We start from the raw sequence: 18502 nt of genomic DNA on the forward strand, positions 1-18502 counted from the left end.
CCCGCTGCAGCTCGGCGGCCTTCTGCTCCCGCGACAGCAGCGCCACCGGCAGCCGAGGGATCGACACCGGCCGCTCCAGCAGCCAGCCGGCGAGCGCGCGCTCCACCGGCGAGACGTACTCGGCGACCTCCTCCACATCCCGCAGGCTACGGCCGGGGTACGACAGTTCCCGCAGGTCAGCGACAGGTTCTCACAACCGGACGGGATCCACCTCGACGTCGACCGTGACGACGTCGCCGTCGTCCTTGCCCCGCCGGATCCGCGCGGGCACGGGGAGCAGCCAGCCCGCCGCGCGGTCGCGCCAGACGCTGGTCGACCACGTGCGCCCGTCGACGGTCGCGGTCACCGGAACCCGGCCGAAGGGACCAGCGGTCTCCGGCGCGTGCTCCGGCGGCACGGGCGCGAACACCCAGCCGCCGGCACCGGGCCACCGCACGAGCGTCGCGTCGAAGGTCACGCGCGCAGCCTGCCCGACGGTGACGACGATCCGGTCGCCTCGGTCCGTGAGGAACAGTCCCGGTGGCGGCGAGCGGCACGCAGACGAGCACGGAGCGCCTGCGACAGTCCCGGGACGACGTGCACGGACCGTGCCGGTGGTCAGGCAGCCAGCGCGCTGAGCACGTCCCGCGCGCGGGTCCACAGCAGCGCGCCGCCCTCGTCGTCGAGCACGGTGTGCCGGGCGCGGGGGATCCGGGCGGCCAGGCCGCGGCCGAGGTCGGGGGAGTGGACGGTGCTGGTGTCGTGCGCGCCGTACCAGAGGTGCAGCGGCACGGTCAGGTCCTCGGGGCGGACCGGCCAGTGCCCCAGTGCGGTCACCAGGTCGCGCGCGTAACCGGCGGCACCCTGGCGGAACCCGTCGTCGAGCGCGGCACGGACGGCGCCGCCGAGGTCGGTGCCCTCGTAGCGGGCGCGGTCGACCGGTGCGGCGGTGGTGAGGACGACGTCCCACAGCCAGTCCGCCGTCGCGACCCGGGCGATCTCCCGCTCGAAGCCGGCCGGGTCGGCGTCGGCGGCGTCGAGCATGCCCGCCACCTCGGGCACCAGCAGGCGTCGCTGCGCGCGCAGGTCGTCCTGCCCGGCCACGAGCGCGAGCGCGTCCAGCAGGCCGGCGCCTGCCAGCGCGACGGCGAACGGGGCGCCCTGCGAGAAGCCGACCCCGAGGACGCGCTGCAGGCCCAGCGCGGCGACCAGGTGCCCGACGTCGTCCGCCCAGGACGCGTACGTCTTCGCGGGGTCCGGGGAGGACCGCCCCAGGCCGGGGCGGTCGAGCGCGAGCAGCCGCAGGCCCAGGCCGGACAGTTCACCGGTACCGAAGCCGAGGACGCCGCTCATCCCGGCCCCCGGGCAGAACAGCACCGGCCGCCCGTCCGCCGGCCCCCACTCGGACCAGGCGAGCTCGCGCCCGTCGGGCAGGCGGAGGGCGGACGGCGTCCCGGGCTCCATGCGTCCTCCTCGTGCGGTCCCGGGCCGACCCGTTCGCCGGCCGCCGAGATCCTGCCACCGTGACGGGGCCCGGGATCTCACCCGAAGGGGGCGCATTTCGCTCACCGGCCTGCACGTCGCGTCGTGCCATCGTGACCGCCGTGTCCGCCACCGCTGCCGCCACCGGGGTCGTCGCGCTCCTCGGCCTGGCCGCGGGCGTGGCGGTCGACCGGGCTGCGGCGAGCTTCCCGTGGCCGGCCGCCGGGCGGCGGACCCGGAGCCGGAACACCCGGGTGCCCGCGGGCGCACCGGCGATCCCGTCCCGGGACCGGCACGTGGAGGAGCGGCCGGCGGCGCGGCCGGCCCTGGTCCTCCTGACCGCCGCGCTGTGTGCGCTGACCGCGTGGCGGTTCGGCGTCTCCGCCGAGCTGCCCGCCTACCTCCTGCTGGCCATCGTCGGGGTGCTGCTGGCCGCGATCGACCGGCGGCACTCGCTGCTGCCCAACCGGGTCGTGCTGCCCACCCTGGTCGCGGGCGGCGTCCTGCTCGCCGGCGCCGCGGCGGTCGCGGGGGAGTGGCCGGCGCTGCTGCGCGCGGTGCTCGCGGCCGCGGCGGTGTTCGGCGTGCTGCTGGCCATGGCGCTGGTCTCACCGCGCGGCATGGGGATGGGGGACGTGAAGCTGGGCGCCGTCCTCGGCTTGTACCTCGGCTGGCTGGGCTGGCCGCACGTCGTGCTCGGCCTGTTCACCGGGTTCGCCGTCCAGGCGGTGCTGGCCCTGGTGCTGATGGCGGTCCGTCGCGTGGGACTGCGCACGGAGCTGCCCTTCGGCCCGGCGCTGCTGCTGGGCACCGGACTGGTGGTCCTGGCCCCGCTCGTTCCCTGACGAAGCCCGAACACTCACAGTGACCGCCCGGCTGCGGAGCGCACCGGGAGGATGAACCCTGTCCGTGGACGGGGTGAAGGACCCTCAAGTCTCCGCACCTCCTGCCCGACGGTGTCCCCAGCGCCGTGGCTGGCCGGGTCGACCGATCCGGACCGGCGGCCCACCCCCACAGGAGAGAACCGTGCTGAACCCGCTCGCCACCCTCGTCACCCTCGTCTCCCTCGCCAAGGACCGCGTCGAGCGGGAGGAGAAGGGGGCCACCGCCGTCGAGTACGGCCTGCTCGTCGGCCTGATCGCCGTCGCGATCATCGCGACCCTGGTCCTGCTCGGCCCCGAGCTCAAGGACCTCTTCGACAAGGTGCTGACCGGCCTCGAGGGCGCCAACGCCGCCGGCGGGGCCAGCTGACCCAGCCAGACCCCACTCCGGGCGTCGTGGCGACGACGAGTCGCCACGACGCCCGGCCGCAGCGTCCAGGGAGGGAGGCTGACATGAGGAAGCGGTTGCAGCGCGAGCGCGGCGCCAGCGTCGTCGAGTTCGCGCTGATCGTGCCCCTGCTGATGATCCTGGTCCTCGGGATCGTCGAGTTCGGCCACGCCTTCCAGGTCCAGGGGACCCTGTCCGCGGCGGCCCGCGAGGGCGCCCGGGTCATGGCGCTGCAGAGCAACCCGGCCGCCGCCCGCGCCGCCGTCCGCGACGCCGCCCCCACCCTCGACCCGGCGATCACCGACGCCCAGATCGCCATCACGCCCGCCGCGTGCCCGATGACCGCCACGACGACGGCCAACGTGCGGGTGACCATCAGCTACCCGATGCCCTTCCTGACCGGCTTCTTCGGCGCCGACGTCGACCTGACCGGGACGGGGGTCATGCGGTGCAACGGCTGACCCGCCCCCTGCAGGCCCGCGTCCGGCGCCGGCTGGCCGGCGAGCGCGGCGCGGTGGCCGTGCTGCTGTCCGTCCTGCTCGTCCCGCTGCTCGGCTTCACCGCGATCGCCGTCGACGTCGGCGCCCTCTACGCCGACAAGGCCCGCCTCCAGGTCGCCGCCGACGCCGCCGCCCTCGCCGTGGCCCGCGACTGCGCCCGCGGCGCCTGCGGCGACATGCAGGCCACCGCCCAGGAGCTGGTCGACGCCAACGACGAGGCCGCCGCCGGCGCCGGCGCGGCCACCGCGGCCCCGCCGGTGCTGCAGAGCGGGCCCACCCGCGTGACGGTCACCGGCAGCGCCCCCCGCGAGCACTGGTTCGCCCCGGTCATCGGCCACGACGCGAGTTCCGTCTCGGCGACGGCGACCGTCACCTGGGGCGCGCCCAGCGGCGGGACGGCGATGCTGCCGCTGATCTTCTCCTGGTGCGAGTGGCAGGCCCAGACCGGCGGCGGCATGCCCTCGGGCACCACGGAACGCACCATCGTGCTGCCCAAGAAGTCCGACACCGGCTGCACCGGCCCCTCGCGCATGTTCGTGCCCGGCGGCTTCGGCTGGCTGGAGTCCGACGGCGGCAACACCTGCAAGGCCACCACGCGGATGGGCAACCGCTTCGACTCCGAGCCGGGCAACAACCCCTCGCAGGGCTGCTCGGTCGGCGACGTCGCGGCCCTGGTCGGCCGGACCGTGCTGCTCCCGATCTTCGACGAGGCCGGCGGCACCGGCAGTGGCGCCTGGTACGAGGTCTACGGCTACGCCGCCTTCACGATCACCGGCTACCACTTCGGCGGGCTCTTCGACTCCGGTGAGCCCTGCAAGGGCGAGGAGCGCTGCATCCGCGGCTACTTCACCCGCTTCGTCGACGCCTCCGGCGCCTTCGACACCAGCACCGACGCCCCGGACCTGGGCGCGTCCGTCCTCCGACTGATCCGATAGGGGCCCTTCCGTGAGACGCCGACTGCTCGCCGCCGTCGCGGCGCTGGTCCTCGTGGCCGCCGGCACCGTGGTGCTGCTGGCCTACGTGCGCGGCGCCGACGCCCGCGCCCTCGCCGGGGTGCGCACGGTCGAGGTGCTCGTGGTCGACCAGCCGATCCCCGAGGGCACCCCGGCCGAGGAGGTCGCCGACCTGGTCCGCACCGAGGTGCTGCCCGCCAAGGCGGCGGTCGAGGGGCGGGTGACCGACCTCGACCAGCTCACCGGCCGGGTCGCCACCGCGGACCTCGAGCCCGGCGAGCAGCTGCTGGCCGGCCGGTTCGCCGCGCCCGGCGACCTGCAGGCGCCCGGCACCGTGCCGGTGCCCGAGGGGCTGTCGGAGGTGAGCGTGGTCCTCGAGCCGCAGCGCGCGGTCGGGGGCCGGCTGGCCGCCGGCGACGAGATCGGCGTCTACATCTCGATGGAGCTGCAGGGCAACATCGACGCCGACCCCGAGGACGAGCAGATCGGCACCACGCACGCCACCCTGCACGGCGTCCTCGTCACCCAGGTCCAGGGCGCGCCCGCGCCCGCCGGCACCGAGGGCGGTGACGTGGAGACCGCCTCGGCCTCCAGCGTCGCCCCGACCGGCAACGTGATGGTCACCATGGCCCTGCCGGCCCGGGACGCCGAGCGGGTGGTCTTCGGCATGGAGCACGCGAAGGTGTGGCTGGCGCTCGAGCGCGAGGGCGCCGACACCTCCGGCACCCGCGTGGTCACCCAGGGCAACGTCTACGGCGACCTGCTCGCCGCTCTCGGCGCCGTGGCCGCGGAGGCGACCGAATGAGCCGCGTCGTGCTCGCCGGCGCCGGCGACGACCTGCGGGAGGCGGTCGCGGTCGCCGTGGACGGCGACGTCCAGGTGCTGCCCCCCGGCCGGCTGCCCGGGGACCCGGCGCGGCTGTTCGAGCTGCTGACCGACAACGAGCTGCCCGACGTCCTGCTCGTCGGCCCGCTGGCGCCGCTGCACGAGGTGCTGACCCTGGCCGGCCGGCTGGACGTGCAGTGCCCAGGCATCAGCGTCGTCCTCGTCGCCGAGCCCACGCCGGAGCTGTGGCAGGCGGCGATGCGGGCCGGCATCCGCGACCTGGTGCCACCGCGCGCCGAGCCGGCCGACCTTGCCGCGGCCGTCGAGCGCGCCGGCGCGGCCGCCGCCGACCGGCGCCGGGTGCTGCGGCCGCTGGACGAGACCGCCCGCTTCACCGGCCGCGTCGTCACCGTGGCCTCCCCGAAGGGCGGCGTGGGCAAGACGACGGTGGCGACCAACCTCGCCGTCGGCCTGGCCGCCACGGCCCCGCAGGGGACCGTGCTGGTCGACCTCGACGTGCAGTTCGGCGACGTGGCCTCCGCGCTCGGCCTGGTGCCCGAGTACACGCTGCCCGACGCCGTCCACGGCCCGGCCAGCCAGGACACCATGGTCCTCAAGACCTTCCTCACCCAGCACCCCAGCGGGCTGTTCGCCGTCTGCGGGTCGGAGTCGCCGGCCGCCGGGGACACGGTCACCGCCGAGGACGTCACCCGGCTGCTCACCGCCCTGTCCCGGGAGTTCCGCTACGTCGTCGTCGACACCGCACCGGGGCTCTCGGAGCACACGCTGGCCGCCATCGACGGCGCCACCGACGTGGTCCTGCTCAGCAGCATGGACGTGCCCGGCGTCCGCGGCCTGCGCAAGGAGGTGCAGGTGCTGGGCGAGCTCGGCATGATCCCGGCCGGCCGGCACGTGGTCATGAACATGGCCGACCCGAAGAGCGGGCTGTCGCAGCGCGACGTCGAGTCCGCGATCGGCACCGGGGTCGACGTCGTCGTCCCGCGGTCGCCCGCGGTCCCGGCGTCGACCAACCAGGGCGTGCCGATCCTCGCCGGCAACGGCAAGGACCCGGCGGCCAAGGAGCTGCGCCGGCTGGTCTCCCGGTTCGCCGCCACCCCGCTGGTCAAGCCCGGCCGCTACCGCGCCAAGCACCGGGCGGCGTCGTGACCTCCGCCGCGATGCACCGGGCGGCGTCGTGACCTCCGCCTCGACGCACCGGGCGGCGTCGTGAACCTCGCCTCCCGCCTCGCCGCCGCCAAGGGCCGGCCGGCCGAGCCGGCGGCTCCTCCCGCGTCGGTGCAGACGCCGGCGCCGGCGGTCGTCCCCGCGCCCCGGCCGGTGCCGACGGCCGCCCCGGCGCCCCCGACCGACGCCCTCACCCGGCTCAAGGACCGCGTCGCCAAGGCGCTGTTCGAGCGCATGGGGTCGCGGATGAACGACCCGTCGCTGTCGGAGGAGGCGCTGCGCGGCATCGTCCTCGGCGAGCTGGACACCGTCGTCGACGAGGAGAAGGTGCCGCTCTCGCCGGACGAGCGGGCCCGGCTGACCGCGGAGCTGGCCGACGACGTGCTCGGGTTCGGCCCGCTGCAGAAGCTGCTCGACGACCCGACGGTCACCGAGATCATGTGCAACGGCCCCGAGATGGTCTACGTCGAGCAGGGCGGCAAGCTGGTGCGCAGCGCGGCCCGGTTCACCTCCGAGGAGCACCTGCGCCGGGTGATCGACCGGATCGTCTCCCGGGTGGGACGCCGGATCGACGAGTCCTCGCCGATGGTCGACGCGCGCCTCGCCGACGGTTCCCGCGTCAACGCGATCATCCCGCCGCTGGCCTTCTCCGGCTCGACGCTGACCATCCGCAAGTTCTCGAAGGACCCGTTCGGCGTCGACGACCTCATCGGCTTCGGCACGCTCAGCCCCGAGATGGCCGAGCTGCTGCACGCCTGCGTCGAGGCCCGGCTCAACATCATCGTCTCGGGCGGCACCGGGACCGGGAAGACGACGCTGCTCAACGTGCTGTCGTCCTTCATCCCGGAGGGCGAGCGGATCGTCACCATCGAGGACGCCGTCGAGCTGCAGCTGCAGCAGGAGCACGTCGTCCGACTGGAGTCGCGCCCGCCCAACATCGAGGGCAGGGGCGCGATCACCATCCGCGACCTGGTCCGCAACAGCCTGCGGATGCGCCCCGACCGGATCGTGGTCGGGGAGTGCCGCGGCGGGGAGTCGCTGGACATGCTGCAGGCGATGAACACCGGCCACGACGGCTCGCTGTCGACGGTGCACGCCAACTCGCCGCGGGACGCCATCGCCCGGCTGGAGACCCTGGTGCTCATGGCCGGCATGGACCTGCCGCTGCGGGCCATCCGGGAGCAGATCGCCTCGGCCGTGGACGTCGTCGTCCAGCTGACCCGGCTGCGGGACGGCACCCGCCGGGTCACCCACGTGACCGAGGTGCAGGGCATGGAGGGGGAGACGGTGACCCTGCAGGACGCGTTCCTGTTCGACTACTCGGCCGGCGTCGACCCCTCCGGCCGCTTCCTCGGCAAGCCGGTGGCGACCGGCGTGCGGCCGCGGTTCACCGACCGCTTCGAGGAACTCGGCATCCGGGTCTCCCCGGCGGTGTTCGGGACGCCCGAGCCGGTGCACGCGCGGCGGTGGGCCTGATGTCCCCGGCGCTGCTGCTCGGTCTGCTGCTGGTGACCGGCGGGCTGGCCGTCCTGGCGCTCGGCGTGGTGCCCGCCGGCCCGCGCCGGGTGCCGCTGGCCCGGCTGGACCCCACGGTCGCACCGCCGCCGACGCTGCTGACCAGGGTGGCCGCGCAGGCGCAGGACGGCGTCGAGCAGGTGCTGGCGAGGCGGGGTGGCGTCGGGGCGGTCGCCTCCGCGCTCGAGCGGGCCGGCATCGCGACGGGGCCGGCCGAGGTGGTGCTGCTCACCGGCCTGGCCACGCTCGTCGCCGGTGCGCTCGGGTGGCTGCTCGGCGGTGTGCTCGCCGGGCTGCTGCTCGCCCTGCTCGTCCCGCTGGGCGCGCGGGTGGTGGTGCGGCTGCGGACCGGTCGGCGGCAGGTCCGGTTCGCCGACCAGCTCGACGACGCGCTGCAGCTGATGGCCAGCAGCCTGCGCGCCGGGCACAGCCTGCTGCGCGCGGTGGACGCGGTGGCCGACCAGGCGCCGGCCCCGATCGGGGAGGAGTTCGCCCGGATCGTCAACGAGACCCGGGTGGGCCGGGACCTCGGCGCCGCGCTGGACGAGGTGGCCGCGCGGGTGGACAGCGACGACTTCCGCTGGACCGCCCAGGCCATCGCCATCCACCGGGAGGTCGGCGGCAACCTGGCCGAGGTGCTCGACACCGTCGGCCACACGATCCGCGAGCGGAACGCGATCCGCCGCCAGGTGAAGGCGCTGTCGGCCGAGGGCCGGCTGTCGGCCTGGGTCCTCATGGCCCTGCCGGTCGGCATCGTCGCCTTCCTCGCGGTCACCAACCCGGCCTACCTCTCCGCGTTCACCGGGTCCCTGGCGGGCTGGGTCATGGTCGCCGTGTCGGCGGTCCTGCTGGTCGTCGGCGGGCTGTGGCTCAAGAAGACCGTGGCGATCCGGTTCTGATGAGCACCGTCCCCCCTCCCGTCCTCGCCGCGGTGCTCGCCGTGGCCGCCGGCGTCCCCCTGCTCGGCTGGGCGCTGTTCGCCCGCCCGCAGGACGCGGCCGCCCGGTCCCGGGCCAACCTCGCCCGCGGGCTCGACGTGCCGGGTGCCGGCCCGCGGGCCGCCGTCCGGGTCCGCCCGGGCCTCCTGACCCGCTTGGCCTCCGTGCTGACGCCGGCGGGCACCGTCGTCCGGCTGGACCGGATGGCCGGCGCCGCCGGGCGGCCGGCGGCCTGGCCCGTCCCCCGGCTGGTCGCCGCCAAGCTGGTCCTGGCCGCCATCGCGGCGGCCCTCGGGCTGCTCCTCGTGAGCGGCCGTCCGGGGGGCCTCACCGTGCTCGTGGCCGTCGCCACGACGGTCGTCGCCTACTTCGTCCCCGAGCTGCTCCTCCACAGCCGGGGCCAGGAACGCCAGCAGGCCATCGGGCTGGAGCTGGCCGACACCCTCGACCAGATGACGATCGCCGTGGAGGCCGGTCTCGGGTTCGAGGCCGCCATGGCGCGGGCCGGGCGGAACGGGCGCGGGCCGCTGGCCGAGGAGCTGGTGCGCACGCTGCAGGACATCGGCGTGGGCCAGCCCCGCCGCGAGGCCTACCTCGCGCTGGCCGACCGCACCGGGGTGGAGGACCTGCGGCGGTTCATCCGGGCCGTCGTGCAGGCCGACGTCTACGGCGTCTCGATCGCCGACGTGCTGCGCACCCAGGCGCAGGAGATGCGGCTCAAGCGCCGGCAGCGGGCCGAGGAGAAGGCCATGCAGATCCCGGTCAAGGTCCTCTTCCCGCTGATGCTGTGCATCCTGCCGGTCCTGTTCGTCGTGCTGCTCGGCCCGGCCGCCATGGACATCGTCGACGCCTTCAGCTGAGCGGGACGGCGGCCGCGCAGCCGGTGGGGTGCGCGGCCGCCGTCGGGTCGGAGGGAGGTCAGGTGCCCTTGCGGTGGGTGCCGCTGGAGCGGGGCTGGGCGGGGTTGGTCGGGTCGCCGTGGGAGGGCGCGTTGACGGCGGGGCCGGTCGTGGCCTCGGACACCTTCGAGCCCGCGGAGGCGTGCACCGGGTCGTCGGCCGCCGCGGCCGCCGGGTCGCCGCCGGAGGGCTGGGCGCCCTCGTGGAGCGACTCCAGGCGGTTCTGCATCGCCATGACGACCTGCAGCCGGTTCGCGTGGGCCTTCTCGTAGTCGAGCAGGGTCGAAAGGCCGGTCGCGTCCAGCGTGCGGATGCGCGAGATCAGTCCCTCCACCGGCAGGTGGTCGTAGTCGGGCAGCGGCAGCTGGTCGTGCTCGGTCATGGGGCAGCGCCTACCCGGACCCTTCCGATCCGACACGGTGTGTGGCGGTCGGGTCGGTGGGTAGGCGGCGAGCGGAGCGCGCCCCGCAGCGGACGCCGAACCGCCCCCGATCAGCACTGAGGAAGTGGTCCCCACCCCATGGACGTGTCCTTCCTGGCACCGGTCTTCCAGGCCGCAGGTCCCTACGCCACCGTCACGGCCGACGTCACGCACGTCACCGAGAACGCCGACACCGAGCTCGACCTCCGCGTCCGCGCGATCGCCGAGGAGCTCGCCGAGCAGGGCGCGCCGGAGGCCGTCGTCGAGGCGGTGCGCGGCCGGCTGTTGGAGGGCAACGACGGCGGTGAGGCGGGCACCATCCGCGGCCGCGCGGTCGTCGTCGCCGCCGACGGCACCGTGGTCCTCGACTCCCAGCTGGCCGACGCGCCGCGGCAGGAGCTCGCCGAGTGGTCGCCGCAGCCGGACCTGCTGCCGGTGCTGCGCGCGCTGCCCGGCCGCGTCCCGCACGTCGTCGTCCTCACCGACCGCACCGGCGCGGACCTCACCCTCTTCTCCACCCCGGGCCAGGTCGAGGAGGAGGAGACGGTGAAGGGCGACACCTTCCAGATCCGCAAGTTCCAGGGCGGCGGCTGGGCGCACCACCGGTACCAGCACAACGCCGAGAACAAGTGGGTCCACAACGCCGACGACGTCGCCGAGCACATCGCCTCCGTCGTGCGCCGGGTGCACCCCCGCTTCGTCCTGCTGGCCGGCGACATGCGCGCCCGCCAGATCCTCACCGACCGCGCCAGTGACCTGTGGGCGGACCTGATCGTCTCCATCGACGAGGGCGGCCGGGCCGCCGGCGCCGACCGGGAGCCGGTCGAGCAGAAGGCCGCCGAACTCGTCGCAGAGCACGAGGCGCGGGACGAGGCCGACGCCGTCGAGAAGATCAGCTCCGCCGGCGCCCACGGCCTGGCCGTCACCGGGACGGCGAACGTCGTCGAGGCGCTGCGCAAGGCCCAGGTGGAGACGCTCGTCCTCGCCGACCCCGCCGACGACGAGAAGCTGCTCGTGGGCGCCTCGCCGCTGGAGCTCGGCGTCGACCAGGCCGACATGGACGCCCTCGGCGTGCAGGAGGTGCACTCGGTCCCCGCCGAGCGCGCGCTGCTGGCCGCCGCCGTGGCGAGCACCGCGGGCGTCGTGGTCGTGCCGCGGGCCGCCATGCCGGGCGACATCCCGGTCGCGGCGATCCTCCGCTACACCGACGACTCCACCCCGACCCCCCAGTGACGGAGGCGACCCCGATGACCGATCCGCACCAGTCCGCGACCTCCCCCGGCACCGACCAGGCCGACCTCGAGCGCCGCGCCGCGATCGCCGAGGCGCTCGGCAAGGAGGTGTGGCCGGCCGACCGGGACGCACTCGTGGCGAAGGCGCAGGAGTCCAACGCCACGGACCGCGTGCTCGGCGACCTGCGCCGGCTGCCCGAGGGCCAGACGTTCGAGAACGTCCAGGACGTCGCCCGCGCGCTGGGCATCGGCACCGAGCAGCAGCGCTTCTGAGGCGGTCCCCGTGACCACGAACAAGGAGCCGAGCCCCGAGGCCCTGGCCAACGTCACCGAGCACAACATCGAGACCCGCGCCGACCTGCTGCCCGAGGAGGCCGGCATGAAGGGCAGCGGCATGGAGGAGGTGGCCGCCGAGATCATCCTCGCCGAGTCCGAGGAGCGCACCGTGCACACCGACCCGGACGACGCCCAGGGCGCCCACCGCCAGTCGGCGGAGACGGCGGACCTGCCCTGAGCGAGCGGCACGAGCACCCGGTCCAGCTGCGCTGGTCGGACACCGACGTCTTCGGGCACGTCAACCACGCCCGCGTCCTCGGCCTGCTCGAGGACGCCCGGCTGGCCATGGTCGACCCCACGCCGGGCGGGGGGATCATCCTCGCCCGGCTGGAGGTCGACTACCTGCGGCAGGTGCACTACCGGATCGGGGAGCACCTGACGGTGTCGACGTCGATCACGCGGCTGGGCCGCAGCTCCATCGGCATGTGCCAGGAGCTCACCCAGGACGGGCAGGTGGCCCTGCGCGCGGAGATGGTGCTGGTCAACTTCGACTACGCCGCCGACGCCTCGGCGCCCCTGACCGAGGCGCAGCGGGCCCACTGGTCGCGCTGGCTGGTCGACCGGCCGGGGGACGCCGCGGACCGCTGACGCCGGGTGGCTCCCGGCGTAGCGTCCCGCCATGGCCGAGGCTGCCGCGCCGCCCTTCGCCCGGGACCACGACGGCGGGGAGCGGCTGGTCTTCTGGGGGACGACGATCGTCGTCCGCGCGTCCGCGGACACCACCGCCGGGGCCTTCACCCTGTTCGAGGAGCAGACCCCGCTGCTGGACACCTCCCGGCACGTGCACCGGGACACCGACGAGCTCTACTACGTGATCGAGGGCGAGCACGTCTTCGTGTGCGGCGAGCGGGAGTTCAGCGTCGGCCCGGGCGGGACGGCGTTCCTCCCGCACGGCGTCCCGCACTCCCACCGGCGGGTGGTGCCGGGCGAGGGCCGGCTGCTCTGCGCGACCTCCCCGGCCGGCTTCGAGGGCTTCTTCCGCACCCTCGCCGAGGCCAGCGCGACCGGCGGCTCGTTCGACGAGGCCTACCGGCGGGCCTCCCGGGAGCACGGCGTCACCTGGCTCGGCCCCGACGACTGACCGCCCCACCTGCGGGTACCTGCGCCGGCATGCCCAAGACGACGAAGAGCGGAGACGCGAAGGCCGACGAGATCCCCAGCACGCTGCAGCGCTCGGACGAGAAGGCGCAGCGCACCTTCGCCAAGGCGCACGACTCCGCCGTCGAGAGCTACGACGGCGACGAGCAGCGGGCCAACCGGGTGGCGTGGGCGGCGGTCAAGCACACCCACGAGAAGGTCGGCGACCACTGGGAGCCCAAGGACCACAACGGGCCGAGCGACGCCCAGGCCGAGGGCGGCGCCGACACCGACCGGGAGACCGAGGGCGGCGTCGACGCCAACGCCACCAAGGAGCACCTCATGGACCTCGCCAAGCGGCTCGACGTCCACGGCCGCTCGTCGATGACCAAGGACGAGCTGGTCGACGCCGTCCGGAAGGCCAGCGACAGGAAGACCGCCGAGGCCCGTAAGAAGTAGGCGCCGGCGGGGTACGGGGGCGGCATGACGCAGGCGAACCGCCCCCGGCCGCTGTCCGAGCAGGTCGTCGTCGTCCTCGGTGCCTCCAGCGGCATCGGGCGGGCGACGGCGATCGAGTTCGCCCGGCGCGGCGTTCCCCGCATCGTCGTCGCCTCCCGCGGTGAGGAGGCGCTGGCCACGCTCGTGGACCAGCTCACCGGCCACGGCGCGGAGGCGGTGTCCGTGCCCACCGACATCTCCGACGACGCCGCGGTCGACGCCCTCGCCGCGGCCGTGGAGGCGCGCTTCGGGCGGGCCGACACCTGGGTCACCGTCCCGGGGGTCAGCGTCTACGGCAGCGTCCGGGACACGACGATGGCCGAGTTCCGCCGGGTCACCGAGGTGAACTACCTCGGGCACGTGGCGGCCGCGAAGGCCGCCGTCCCGGTGCTCGAGCGCGGTGGCGCGGGCGTGCTGGTCGGCATCGGCTCGGTGGAGAGCCACCGCGCGCTGCCGCTGCACGCGGCGTACTCGGCGAGCAAGGCGGCGCTGCGGCTGTTCTACGACTCGCTGCGCATGGAGCTCGCCGAGGCCGCTTCCCCCGTGTCGGTCAGCACCGTGCTGCCGGCCGGCATCGCGACGCCGTTCTTCGAGCACTCGCGCAGCAAGACCGGCGCGATGCCCAAGCCCCCGCCGCCGGTGTACGCCCCCGAGCTGGTGGCCGAGGCCGTGGTGCGCACCGCCGTGCACCCGCGCCGCGAGGTGCCGGTCGGCGACGCCGCGTTCGGCTTCCTCACCGGGCAGAAGGTCAGCCCCGCGCTCACCGACGCCGTCCTGTCGGTGGTGGGTCCGCGCGCCCAGGCGACCGACCGGCCCGACGACGGCACCGACATCCTCGACACCCCCACCCCGGGACCCGGCCGGGTGCGCGGCGCGTACGCCGACCAGGCGCTGACCACCAGCCCGCTGAGCCGCGCGGCCTGGGCGGTGCCGCGCCCGGGCGAGCTGCTGCTGCGGGCGCGCCGGAGGCTGCCCCGCCGCTGACCGACCCGCCGCTGACCCACCCGCCGCTGACCCACCCGCCGCTGACCCACCCGCCGCTGACTCAGCCCGCCGGGACGGTCCACAGCGCGCGCTGCGGGGTGCCCAGCTCGGACGCCCCCGCGGACGTGAGGACGACCTCCTCCTCGAGCGCCAGCCGCAGGCACTGGCCGCCCCACTCGGGGACCGTCACCCGGACGGCGAGCTCCAGGGCGAAGACGGTGTCCGGGTGCAGCACGCGGTCGCCCTCGCCGGGCACGCCGCGCTGGTCGTCCCAGCGGCCGATCACCGGCCCGGCGCCGTGCCCGTGCACGCCCACCGGGTGGGAGTAGACGTCGGCCTCCAGGCCCTCGGCGGCCATCGCGGCCCGGGCGGCGGCGAGCGCCTCGTTGCCGGTCCGCCCCGGGACCAGCGCCGCGGCGGTGAGCTCCTGCGCGCGGCGCCCCGCAGCCCACGCCCGCCGCAGCCCCGCCGGCGGGCCGTCCTCCCCGGGGCGCGGCAGGTAGGCGCTGCGCTGCAGGTCGGTGACCAGGCCCAGACTGCTCAGCCCGGCGTCGCAGGTCACCAGGTCGCCGGGCTCCAGGACGGCGTCCTGCGGCACGGCCGGCAGCTCGACCCCGCCGTCGGGGAGCAGCGGCACGCCGGCCCGCTGCACGGTGACCCCGGGGTGGAACCACGGCGGCACGCCCCGGCCGGCCATGCGCTCGTGCACCTCCCACGCCAGGTCCGCCGCCGTGGTGACGCCGGGGACGAGCACGGCGGGGGAGAGGACCTCGGCCAGCACCCGGTCGGTGTACCGGGCCAGCGCGTCGAGGGCGGCGACCTCCTCCGGCAGCCGCGTCTCCAGCCAGCCGACGACGAGGTCCTCCGCGGACACCAGCCGGCCGGCGAGGTCGCCGAGCGCCGCGGTGAGCCGCCGGTGCTCGGCCACCGACAGCCCGTCGGCCAGCGGGCACCCGGCGGAGACGTCGACGCCGATCCGCCGCGGCGCGGCCTGGGCGACGATCCGCCGCACCGCGGCCCACTGCGCGTCCTCGCCGTCGCCCCCGTCGTCGGCGCCCTCGGCGCCGTCGTCGCCGGGGACCCAGCCGGGCAGGAACTGGCCGACCGGGTAGCGGGAGACCGCGACCGGCGTGACGCCGTCGTCGCTGCGGTGCAGGACCAGGACGACCAGCCGCCGGGCCGACAGCCAGCTGGCCGGCAGCAGGGTGGGCAGCACCGGGTCCTCGCCGCCCTCGCGGCCGACGACCAGCCACAGGTCGATGCCGGCGCGGTCCATCAGGCCGGGCAGCAGGTCGAGCAGCCGCTGGGTCAGCCACCGGTCGCGGACGTCGGCCTGCTCGCGCCGCGGCAACGGCACCGTCCGCGTCGGGTCCGGGACGACCAGCGTCATGGGGACAGGGAAGCAGAGAACCGCCGCCCGCACCCGGTGGAACGGGAGGTCAGGCCCCGGTGGGTGCCGTCCCGGGCCGCGCGGCCCCCGGGACGGTCGGCGGGCCGAGCCGCTCGCCGGCCGGGGTGGGCCGCGGCTGCGGGGGCGTGACGGTGGCGACCCGGTCCCGGCCGGCCTGCTTGGCCCGGTACATGGCCGCGTCGGCCCGGTCGACCAGCCGCCACAGCGCGCCGGAGGCGTCCTCGCCGTCGGCCGGCCGGGTCAGCGCGACGCCGATCGAGGCGGTCACCGCGAGCCCGTGCCGCCCCCGGGTGGCCCGCACCGCGAGCCGGAGCCGCTCGGCCAGGTGCGCGGCCTCGCCGGGGTCGCCGACCAGGCCGAGGACCACCAGCTCCTCCCCGCCGATGCGGGCGAGCACGTCGGTGGGCCGCACGGTGTGGGCCAGCGCCTCCGCGACGGCCTGCAGCACGGTGTCGCCGGCCGCGTGCCCGTGCCGGTCGTTGACCTGCTTGAAGTGGTCGAGGTCGATGACCATCGCGGCCACCCGCAGCCCCTCGCGGCGGGCCTGCCGCCAGATCCGGGAGGCCTCCTCGACCAGGTGCCGGCGGTTGGCCAGCCCGGTGAGCGGGTCGCGCCGCGACTGCGCCTCGGTGGCCGCGAGCAGCCGCCGCTCGCGGCGGCGCAGCAGGTGCACGCCGGCCGCCACGAGGTCGAGCGTCCCGGCGGAGACGGCCACCTGGACGGCGAGCCCGGCCGTGCTCGCGTAGCTGTGCTGCACCGCCACGGCGACGACGACCGGCGTGACCGCCATGTGCACGCCGAGCATCCACGGCCGCAGGAACCACGCGGCCACCACCGAGGGGAACAGCAGCACCAGCGGCGTCGCGTGGCGCACCGGGTCCTCGATGCACAGCGCGACGACGGCATAGACGAGGTCGCCGAGCAGCACCAGGCCGAAGGTCTGCCACAGCCCGATGCGGCGGCGCACGATCAGCGGCACCGCGGCGAGCACGCAGGCGGCCATCGAGGCGCCGTAGGTCACGCCCGTGGCGCCCTCGCGGACGACGCCGTCGACGGCGAGGTTGACCAGGCCCGTGAGGCCGCCGACGACGAGCAGGACGGCGAGCAGCAGCGCGGCGACCCGGTTCTCGGGACCGCCGGGCCCGAGGACGTCGTCCGACGTCGGGGCGTCGGGGTCGGGCGGCCGGACGGAGCTCACCGGCGCAGGATGCCGCACGGGGCGACGTCGCGGGAGGTCCGCGGCTCCCGGTCACCCGGGTGCGCGGGGCGGCGGCGCGGGGCCGTCGCTGGCAGGCTGCCCGCATGTCGCACCCGGATCCCGGCCTCGTCGACGTCCGCCCGCTGGCCGACCACCCGCTCACCGAGGCCGGCTCGGCCGCGCTGCGCATGGTCGCGCCGGGCGCGGCCACCGCCGGCCGGTTCGGGCTGGTCGAGTACCGGCTCGGCCCGCGGTCGCCGGGCGCGGCGCCGCACTACCACCAGACGTTCTCCGAGTCCTTCTACGTGCTCTCGGGCGAGCTGACGCTCTACGCCGGCGGGCGCTGGCAGCCGTGCCGGCCCGGCGACTTCGCGCTGGCCCACGAGCGGGGCGTGCACGGCTTCCGCAACGACTCCGACGAGCCGGCGTCCTTCCTCATCCTGTTCACGCCGGGGATCGCGCGGGAGTCGTTCTTCGCCGAGATGGCGGAGATGCGCCGCACCGGGCTGCGGCCGTCCCCGGAGGAGATGACCGCCTTCTATGCGCGGCACGACCAGGTGATGGTCGAGGAGTGACGGGCCCGGCGAGCATGGCGGCCCCGTTTCCGGGCAAGTCGTGATCGGGTGTCCCCAGCACGCGGGGACCGGCTGACAGGAGGCGCACGTGGCCGAGGGACCGTGGTTCTACTGCCTGAAGCACCACACCGTGGAGACCCGGGACGGCTGCGCCGAGCGGCACCGCCTCGGGCCCTACGCCACGCGCGAGGAGGCCGAGCACGCGCTGCAGTCCGTGGCCGAGCGCAACGAGCGCCTGGACCAGGAGGACCGGGAGTGGGAGGGCCGCTGACCGGCCCCTGCTGACCGGCCGCCCCCGACCGGCCCGGCATGATCGGGCCCGGTGCGCCGGACCCGCCGGTGCCCGGGAGGAGGCAGCGTGACCACCGCAGCGGAGAGCCGTCCCGTCGAGGACCTGGTCGTCGGTGTGCTGGGCGGGACCGGCCCGCAGGGGCGCGGGCTCGCCGTCCGGCTGGCCGCCGTGGGGCAGCGGGTGCTGCTCGGGTCCCGGGACGCCGACCGCGCCCGCGAGGTGGCCGCGCAGGTGGCCGAGCGGGCCGCGGCCGCCGGCGGGGGCGAGGTCTCGGTGCAGGGCGGGTCGAACCTCGACGTCGCCGGCGCCGCCGATCTGGTGATCGTCGCCGTCCCCTACGCCGGGCACGCCGACACGCTGGCGGAGCTCGCGCGCCCGCTGGCCGGGAAGGTCGTCGTCGACTGCGTGGTGCCGATGGGCTTCGACGAGCTGGGCGCCTACGTGCTCGACGTCGAGGAGGGCAGCGTGACCCAGCAGGCCGCGGCGCTGCTGCCCGACTCGCACGTCGTCGGCGCGTTCCACCACCTGTCGGCGGTGCTGCTCGAGGACCTGTCGAGGCCGACCCTCGACGGCGACGTCATGGTCGTCGGCGACGTCCGGGCGGCCACCGACCAGGTGCAGGCGCTGGCCGGGCGGCTGCCCGGGATGCGCGGGATCTACGCCGGCCGGCTGCGCAACGCCCGGCAGGTCGAGGCGCTGACGATCAACCTCGTCTCGGTCAACCGCCGGTACAAGGCGCACGCCGGCATCCGCGTCACCGACGTCTGAGCCCGCTCACCGCCCGGCCGGCGCCGGCAGGTCCGGGACGACGCACCCCCGAGCGTGTGCGCAGGGGCCGCGTCCTCCGGCCCGGAGCCCGGCCTCGGCGCACACGCCCGGGCCGATGAGGTGTGATCCAGCCGGGAGGCGTTCCGCCGCGCCCGGACGGCGGCG

24 protein-coding genes are annotated in these 18502 nt (G+C 75.9%); 19 read left to right on the forward strand and 5 right to left on the reverse strand.

Features of this window, described 5'->3' with window-relative positions; all coding sequences use genetic code 11:
• Positions 1-190 precede the first annotated feature (190 nt).
• Positions 191-457 carry a DUF1905 domain-containing protein gene (locus ACFO3M_RS12775; RefSeq protein WP_387989018.1) on the reverse strand — a complete coding sequence of 89 codons (267 nt, stop codon included), beginning with the start codon at positions 455-457 and terminating at the stop codon, positions 191-193.
• Positions 458-597: 140 nt separating this feature from the next.
• Positions 598-1443, reverse strand: a complete 846-nt coding sequence (locus ACFO3M_RS12780; RefSeq protein WP_387989020.1) for an alpha/beta fold hydrolase — start codon at positions 1441-1443, stop codon at positions 598-600.
• A 140-nt stretch (positions 1444-1583) separates the two neighbouring features.
• On the opposite strand from ACFO3M_RS12780, the gene ACFO3M_RS12785 reads away from it, so the two are divergent.
• The 9 genes from ACFO3M_RS12785 (at position 1584) to ACFO3M_RS12825 (ending at position 9506) form a co-directional block, all read left to right on the forward strand.
• Complete coding sequence (locus ACFO3M_RS12785; RefSeq protein WP_387989022.1) at positions 1584-2306, forward strand: prepilin peptidase; 723 nt, start codon at positions 1584-1586, stop codon at positions 2304-2306.
• Positions 2307-2487: 181 nt separating this feature from the next.
• Positions 2488-2712: a Flp family type IVb pilin gene (locus tag ACFO3M_RS12790; RefSeq protein WP_387989024.1), complete on the forward strand. Its 225-nt coding sequence runs from the start codon at positions 2488-2490 to the stop codon at positions 2710-2712.
• A gap of 83 nt (positions 2713-2795) precedes the next feature.
• On the forward strand, positions 2796-3191 hold the full coding sequence (locus tag ACFO3M_RS12795) for a TadE/TadG family type IV pilus assembly protein (RefSeq protein ID WP_387989026.1): 396 nt from the start codon (positions 2796-2798) through the stop codon (positions 3189-3191).
• A complete protein-coding gene (locus tag ACFO3M_RS12800) occupies positions 3179-4165 on the forward strand; it encodes a pilus assembly protein TadG-related protein (protein ID WP_387989028.1) in 987 nt (328 codons plus the stop codon). Before ACFO3M_RS12795 ends, ACFO3M_RS12800 begins: the two co-directional genes overlap by 13 nt.
• 10 nt (positions 4166-4175) lie before the next feature.
• Complete coding sequence (gene cpaB, locus ACFO3M_RS12805) at positions 4176-4988, forward strand: Flp pilus assembly protein CpaB (RefSeq protein WP_387989030.1); 813 nt, start codon at positions 4176-4178, stop codon at positions 4986-4988.
• Positions 4985-6175: an AAA family ATPase gene (locus tag ACFO3M_RS12810; RefSeq protein WP_387989032.1), complete on the forward strand. Its 1191-nt coding sequence runs from the start codon at positions 4985-4987 to the stop codon at positions 6173-6175. Before cpaB ends, ACFO3M_RS12810 begins: the two co-directional genes overlap by 4 nt.
• 60 nt (positions 6176-6235) lie before the next feature.
• Positions 6236-7669, forward strand: a complete 1434-nt coding sequence (locus tag ACFO3M_RS12815) for a CpaF family protein (RefSeq protein ID WP_387989034.1) — start codon at positions 6236-6238, stop codon at positions 7667-7669.
• Positions 7669-8607 carry a type II secretion system F family protein gene (locus ACFO3M_RS12820; protein WP_387989036.1) on the forward strand — a complete coding sequence of 313 codons (939 nt, stop codon included), beginning with the start codon at positions 7669-7671 and terminating at the stop codon, positions 8605-8607. Before ACFO3M_RS12815 ends, ACFO3M_RS12820 begins: the two co-directional genes overlap by 1 nt.
• Complete coding sequence (locus ACFO3M_RS12825) at positions 8607-9506, forward strand: type II secretion system F family protein (protein ID WP_387989038.1); 900 nt, start codon at positions 8607-8609, stop codon at positions 9504-9506. Before ACFO3M_RS12820 ends, ACFO3M_RS12825 begins: the two co-directional genes overlap by 1 nt.
• Before the next feature lie 58 nt (positions 9507-9564).
• Here the strand turns inward: ACFO3M_RS12825 and ACFO3M_RS12830 are convergent, their stop codons facing one another.
• Entirely contained in the window at positions 9565-9927 is a 363-nt protein-coding gene (locus tag ACFO3M_RS12830) for a DUF8129 domain-containing protein (protein WP_387989039.1), read from the reverse strand.
• A 138-nt stretch (positions 9928-10065) separates the two neighbouring features.
• Here ACFO3M_RS12830 and ACFO3M_RS12835 point away from each other — a divergent pair, with 138 nt between their 5' ends.
• From ACFO3M_RS12835 to ACFO3M_RS12865, 7 genes are read left to right on the forward strand one after another with little or no spacing between them, the layout of a single operon-like run.
• Entirely contained in the window at positions 10066-11199 is a 1134-nt protein-coding gene (locus tag ACFO3M_RS12835) for a baeRF2 domain-containing protein (protein ID WP_387989041.1), read from the forward strand.
• Positions 11200-11213: 14 nt separating this feature from the next.
• Positions 11214-11471: a DUF2795 domain-containing protein gene (locus ACFO3M_RS12840; protein WP_387989042.1), complete on the forward strand. Its 258-nt coding sequence runs from the start codon at positions 11214-11216 to the stop codon at positions 11469-11471.
• 10 nt (positions 11472-11481) lie between these two features.
• The gene (locus tag ACFO3M_RS12845) at positions 11482-11712 is read left to right on the forward strand and encodes a hypothetical protein (protein WP_387989044.1); all 231 of its coding nucleotides are present in this window, start codon (positions 11482-11484) and stop codon (positions 11710-11712) included.
• Positions 11713-11738: 26 nt separating this feature from the next.
• On the forward strand, positions 11739-12122 hold the full coding sequence (locus ACFO3M_RS12850) for an acyl-CoA thioesterase (protein WP_387989355.1): 384 nt from the start codon (positions 11739-11741) through the stop codon (positions 12120-12122).
• Positions 12123-12153: 31 nt separating this feature from the next.
• Positions 12154-12615, forward strand: coding sequence for a cupin domain-containing protein (locus ACFO3M_RS12855; RefSeq protein ID WP_387989046.1), 462 nt, complete (start codon positions 12154-12156; stop codon positions 12613-12615).
• 29 nt (positions 12616-12644) lie between these two features.
• Positions 12645-13070, forward strand: a complete 426-nt coding sequence (locus ACFO3M_RS12860; protein ID WP_387989048.1) for a ChaB family protein — start codon at positions 12645-12647, stop codon at positions 13068-13070.
• A gap of 24 nt (positions 13071-13094) precedes the next feature.
• Positions 13095-14093, forward strand: coding sequence for an SDR family oxidoreductase (locus tag ACFO3M_RS12865; protein ID WP_387989050.1), 999 nt, complete (start codon positions 13095-13097; stop codon positions 14091-14093).
• Positions 14094-14154: 61 nt separating this feature from the next.
• Here ACFO3M_RS12865 and ACFO3M_RS12870 read toward each other — a convergent pair whose 3' ends face one another.
• Positions 14155-15483 carry a M24 family metallopeptidase gene (locus tag ACFO3M_RS12870; RefSeq protein ID WP_387989052.1) on the reverse strand — a complete coding sequence of 443 codons (1329 nt, stop codon included), beginning with the start codon at positions 15481-15483 and terminating at the stop codon, positions 14155-14157.
• Between the two features lie 49 nt (positions 15484-15532).
• Positions 15533-16702 (reverse strand): GGDEF domain-containing protein, encoded by a 1170-nt coding sequence (locus tag ACFO3M_RS12875; RefSeq protein WP_387989054.1) that lies wholly within the window; start codon positions 16700-16702, stop codon positions 15533-15535.
• A 104-nt stretch (positions 16703-16806) separates the two neighbouring features.
• On the opposite strand from ACFO3M_RS12875, the gene ACFO3M_RS12880 reads away from it, so the two are divergent.
• From ACFO3M_RS12880 to npdG, 3 genes are all read left to right on the forward strand, one after another.
• A complete protein-coding gene (locus tag ACFO3M_RS12880; RefSeq protein WP_387989056.1) occupies positions 16807-17277 on the forward strand; it encodes a cupin domain-containing protein in 471 nt (156 codons plus the stop codon).
• 88 nt (positions 17278-17365) lie between these two features.
• A complete protein-coding gene (locus ACFO3M_RS12885; protein WP_387989058.1) occupies positions 17366-17548 on the forward strand; it encodes a hypothetical protein in 183 nt (60 codons plus the stop codon).
• Positions 17549-17635: 87 nt separating this feature from the next.
• On the forward strand, positions 17636-18337 hold the full coding sequence (npdG, locus tag ACFO3M_RS12890; RefSeq protein ID WP_387989060.1) for an NADPH-dependent F420 reductase: 702 nt from the start codon (positions 17636-17638) through the stop codon (positions 18335-18337).
• Positions 18338-18502: the final 165 nt, after the last annotated feature.

The organism is Geodermatophilus arenarius (assembly GCF_042654585.1).
Classification (GTDB): Bacteria; Actinomycetota; Actinomycetes; order Mycobacteriales; family Geodermatophilaceae; genus Geodermatophilus; species Geodermatophilus arenarius.

What these genes read in the sequence shown, in the direction of transcription:
- ACFO3M_RS12780 (WP_387989020.1), bottom strand. Translation starts at nt 1,443, where the DNA reads ATGGAGCCCGGGACGCCGTCCGCCCTCCGCCTGCCCGACGGGCGCGAG.
- ACFO3M_RS12795 (WP_387989026.1), top strand. Translation starts at nt 2,796, where the DNA reads ATGAGGAAGCGGTTGCAGCGCGAGCGCGGCGCCAGCGTCGTCGAGTTC.
- ACFO3M_RS12810 (WP_387989032.1), top strand. Translation starts at nt 4,985, where the DNA reads ATGAGCCGCGTCGTGCTCGCCGGCGCCGGCGACGACCTGCGGGAGGCG.
- ACFO3M_RS12820 (WP_387989036.1), top strand. Translation starts at nt 7,669, where the DNA reads ATGTCCCCGGCGCTGCTGCTCGGTCTGCTGCTGGTGACCGGCGGGCTG.
- ACFO3M_RS12825 (WP_387989038.1), top strand. Translation starts at nt 8,607, where the DNA reads ATGAGCACCGTCCCCCCTCCCGTCCTCGCCGCGGTGCTCGCCGTGGCC.
- ACFO3M_RS12830 (WP_387989039.1), bottom strand. Translation starts at nt 9,927, where the DNA reads ATGACCGAGCACGACCAGCTGCCGCTGCCCGACTACGACCACCTGCCG.
- ACFO3M_RS12835 (WP_387989041.1), top strand. Translation starts at nt 10,066, where the DNA reads ATGGACGTGTCCTTCCTGGCACCGGTCTTCCAGGCCGCAGGTCCCTAC.
- ACFO3M_RS12840 (WP_387989042.1), top strand. Translation starts at nt 11,214, where the DNA reads ATGACCGATCCGCACCAGTCCGCGACCTCCCCCGGCACCGACCAGGCC.
- ACFO3M_RS12855 (WP_387989046.1), top strand. Translation starts at nt 12,154, where the DNA reads ATGGCCGAGGCTGCCGCGCCGCCCTTCGCCCGGGACCACGACGGCGGG.
- ACFO3M_RS12860 (WP_387989048.1), top strand. Translation starts at nt 12,645, where the DNA reads ATGCCCAAGACGACGAAGAGCGGAGACGCGAAGGCCGACGAGATCCCC.
- ACFO3M_RS12865 (WP_387989050.1), top strand. Translation starts at nt 13,095, where the DNA reads ATGACGCAGGCGAACCGCCCCCGGCCGCTGTCCGAGCAGGTCGTCGTC.
- ACFO3M_RS12870 (WP_387989052.1), bottom strand. Translation starts at nt 15,483, where the DNA reads ATGACGCTGGTCGTCCCGGACCCGACGCGGACGGTGCCGTTGCCGCGG.
- ACFO3M_RS12880 (WP_387989056.1), top strand. Translation starts at nt 16,807, where the DNA reads ATGTCGCACCCGGATCCCGGCCTCGTCGACGTCCGCCCGCTGGCCGAC.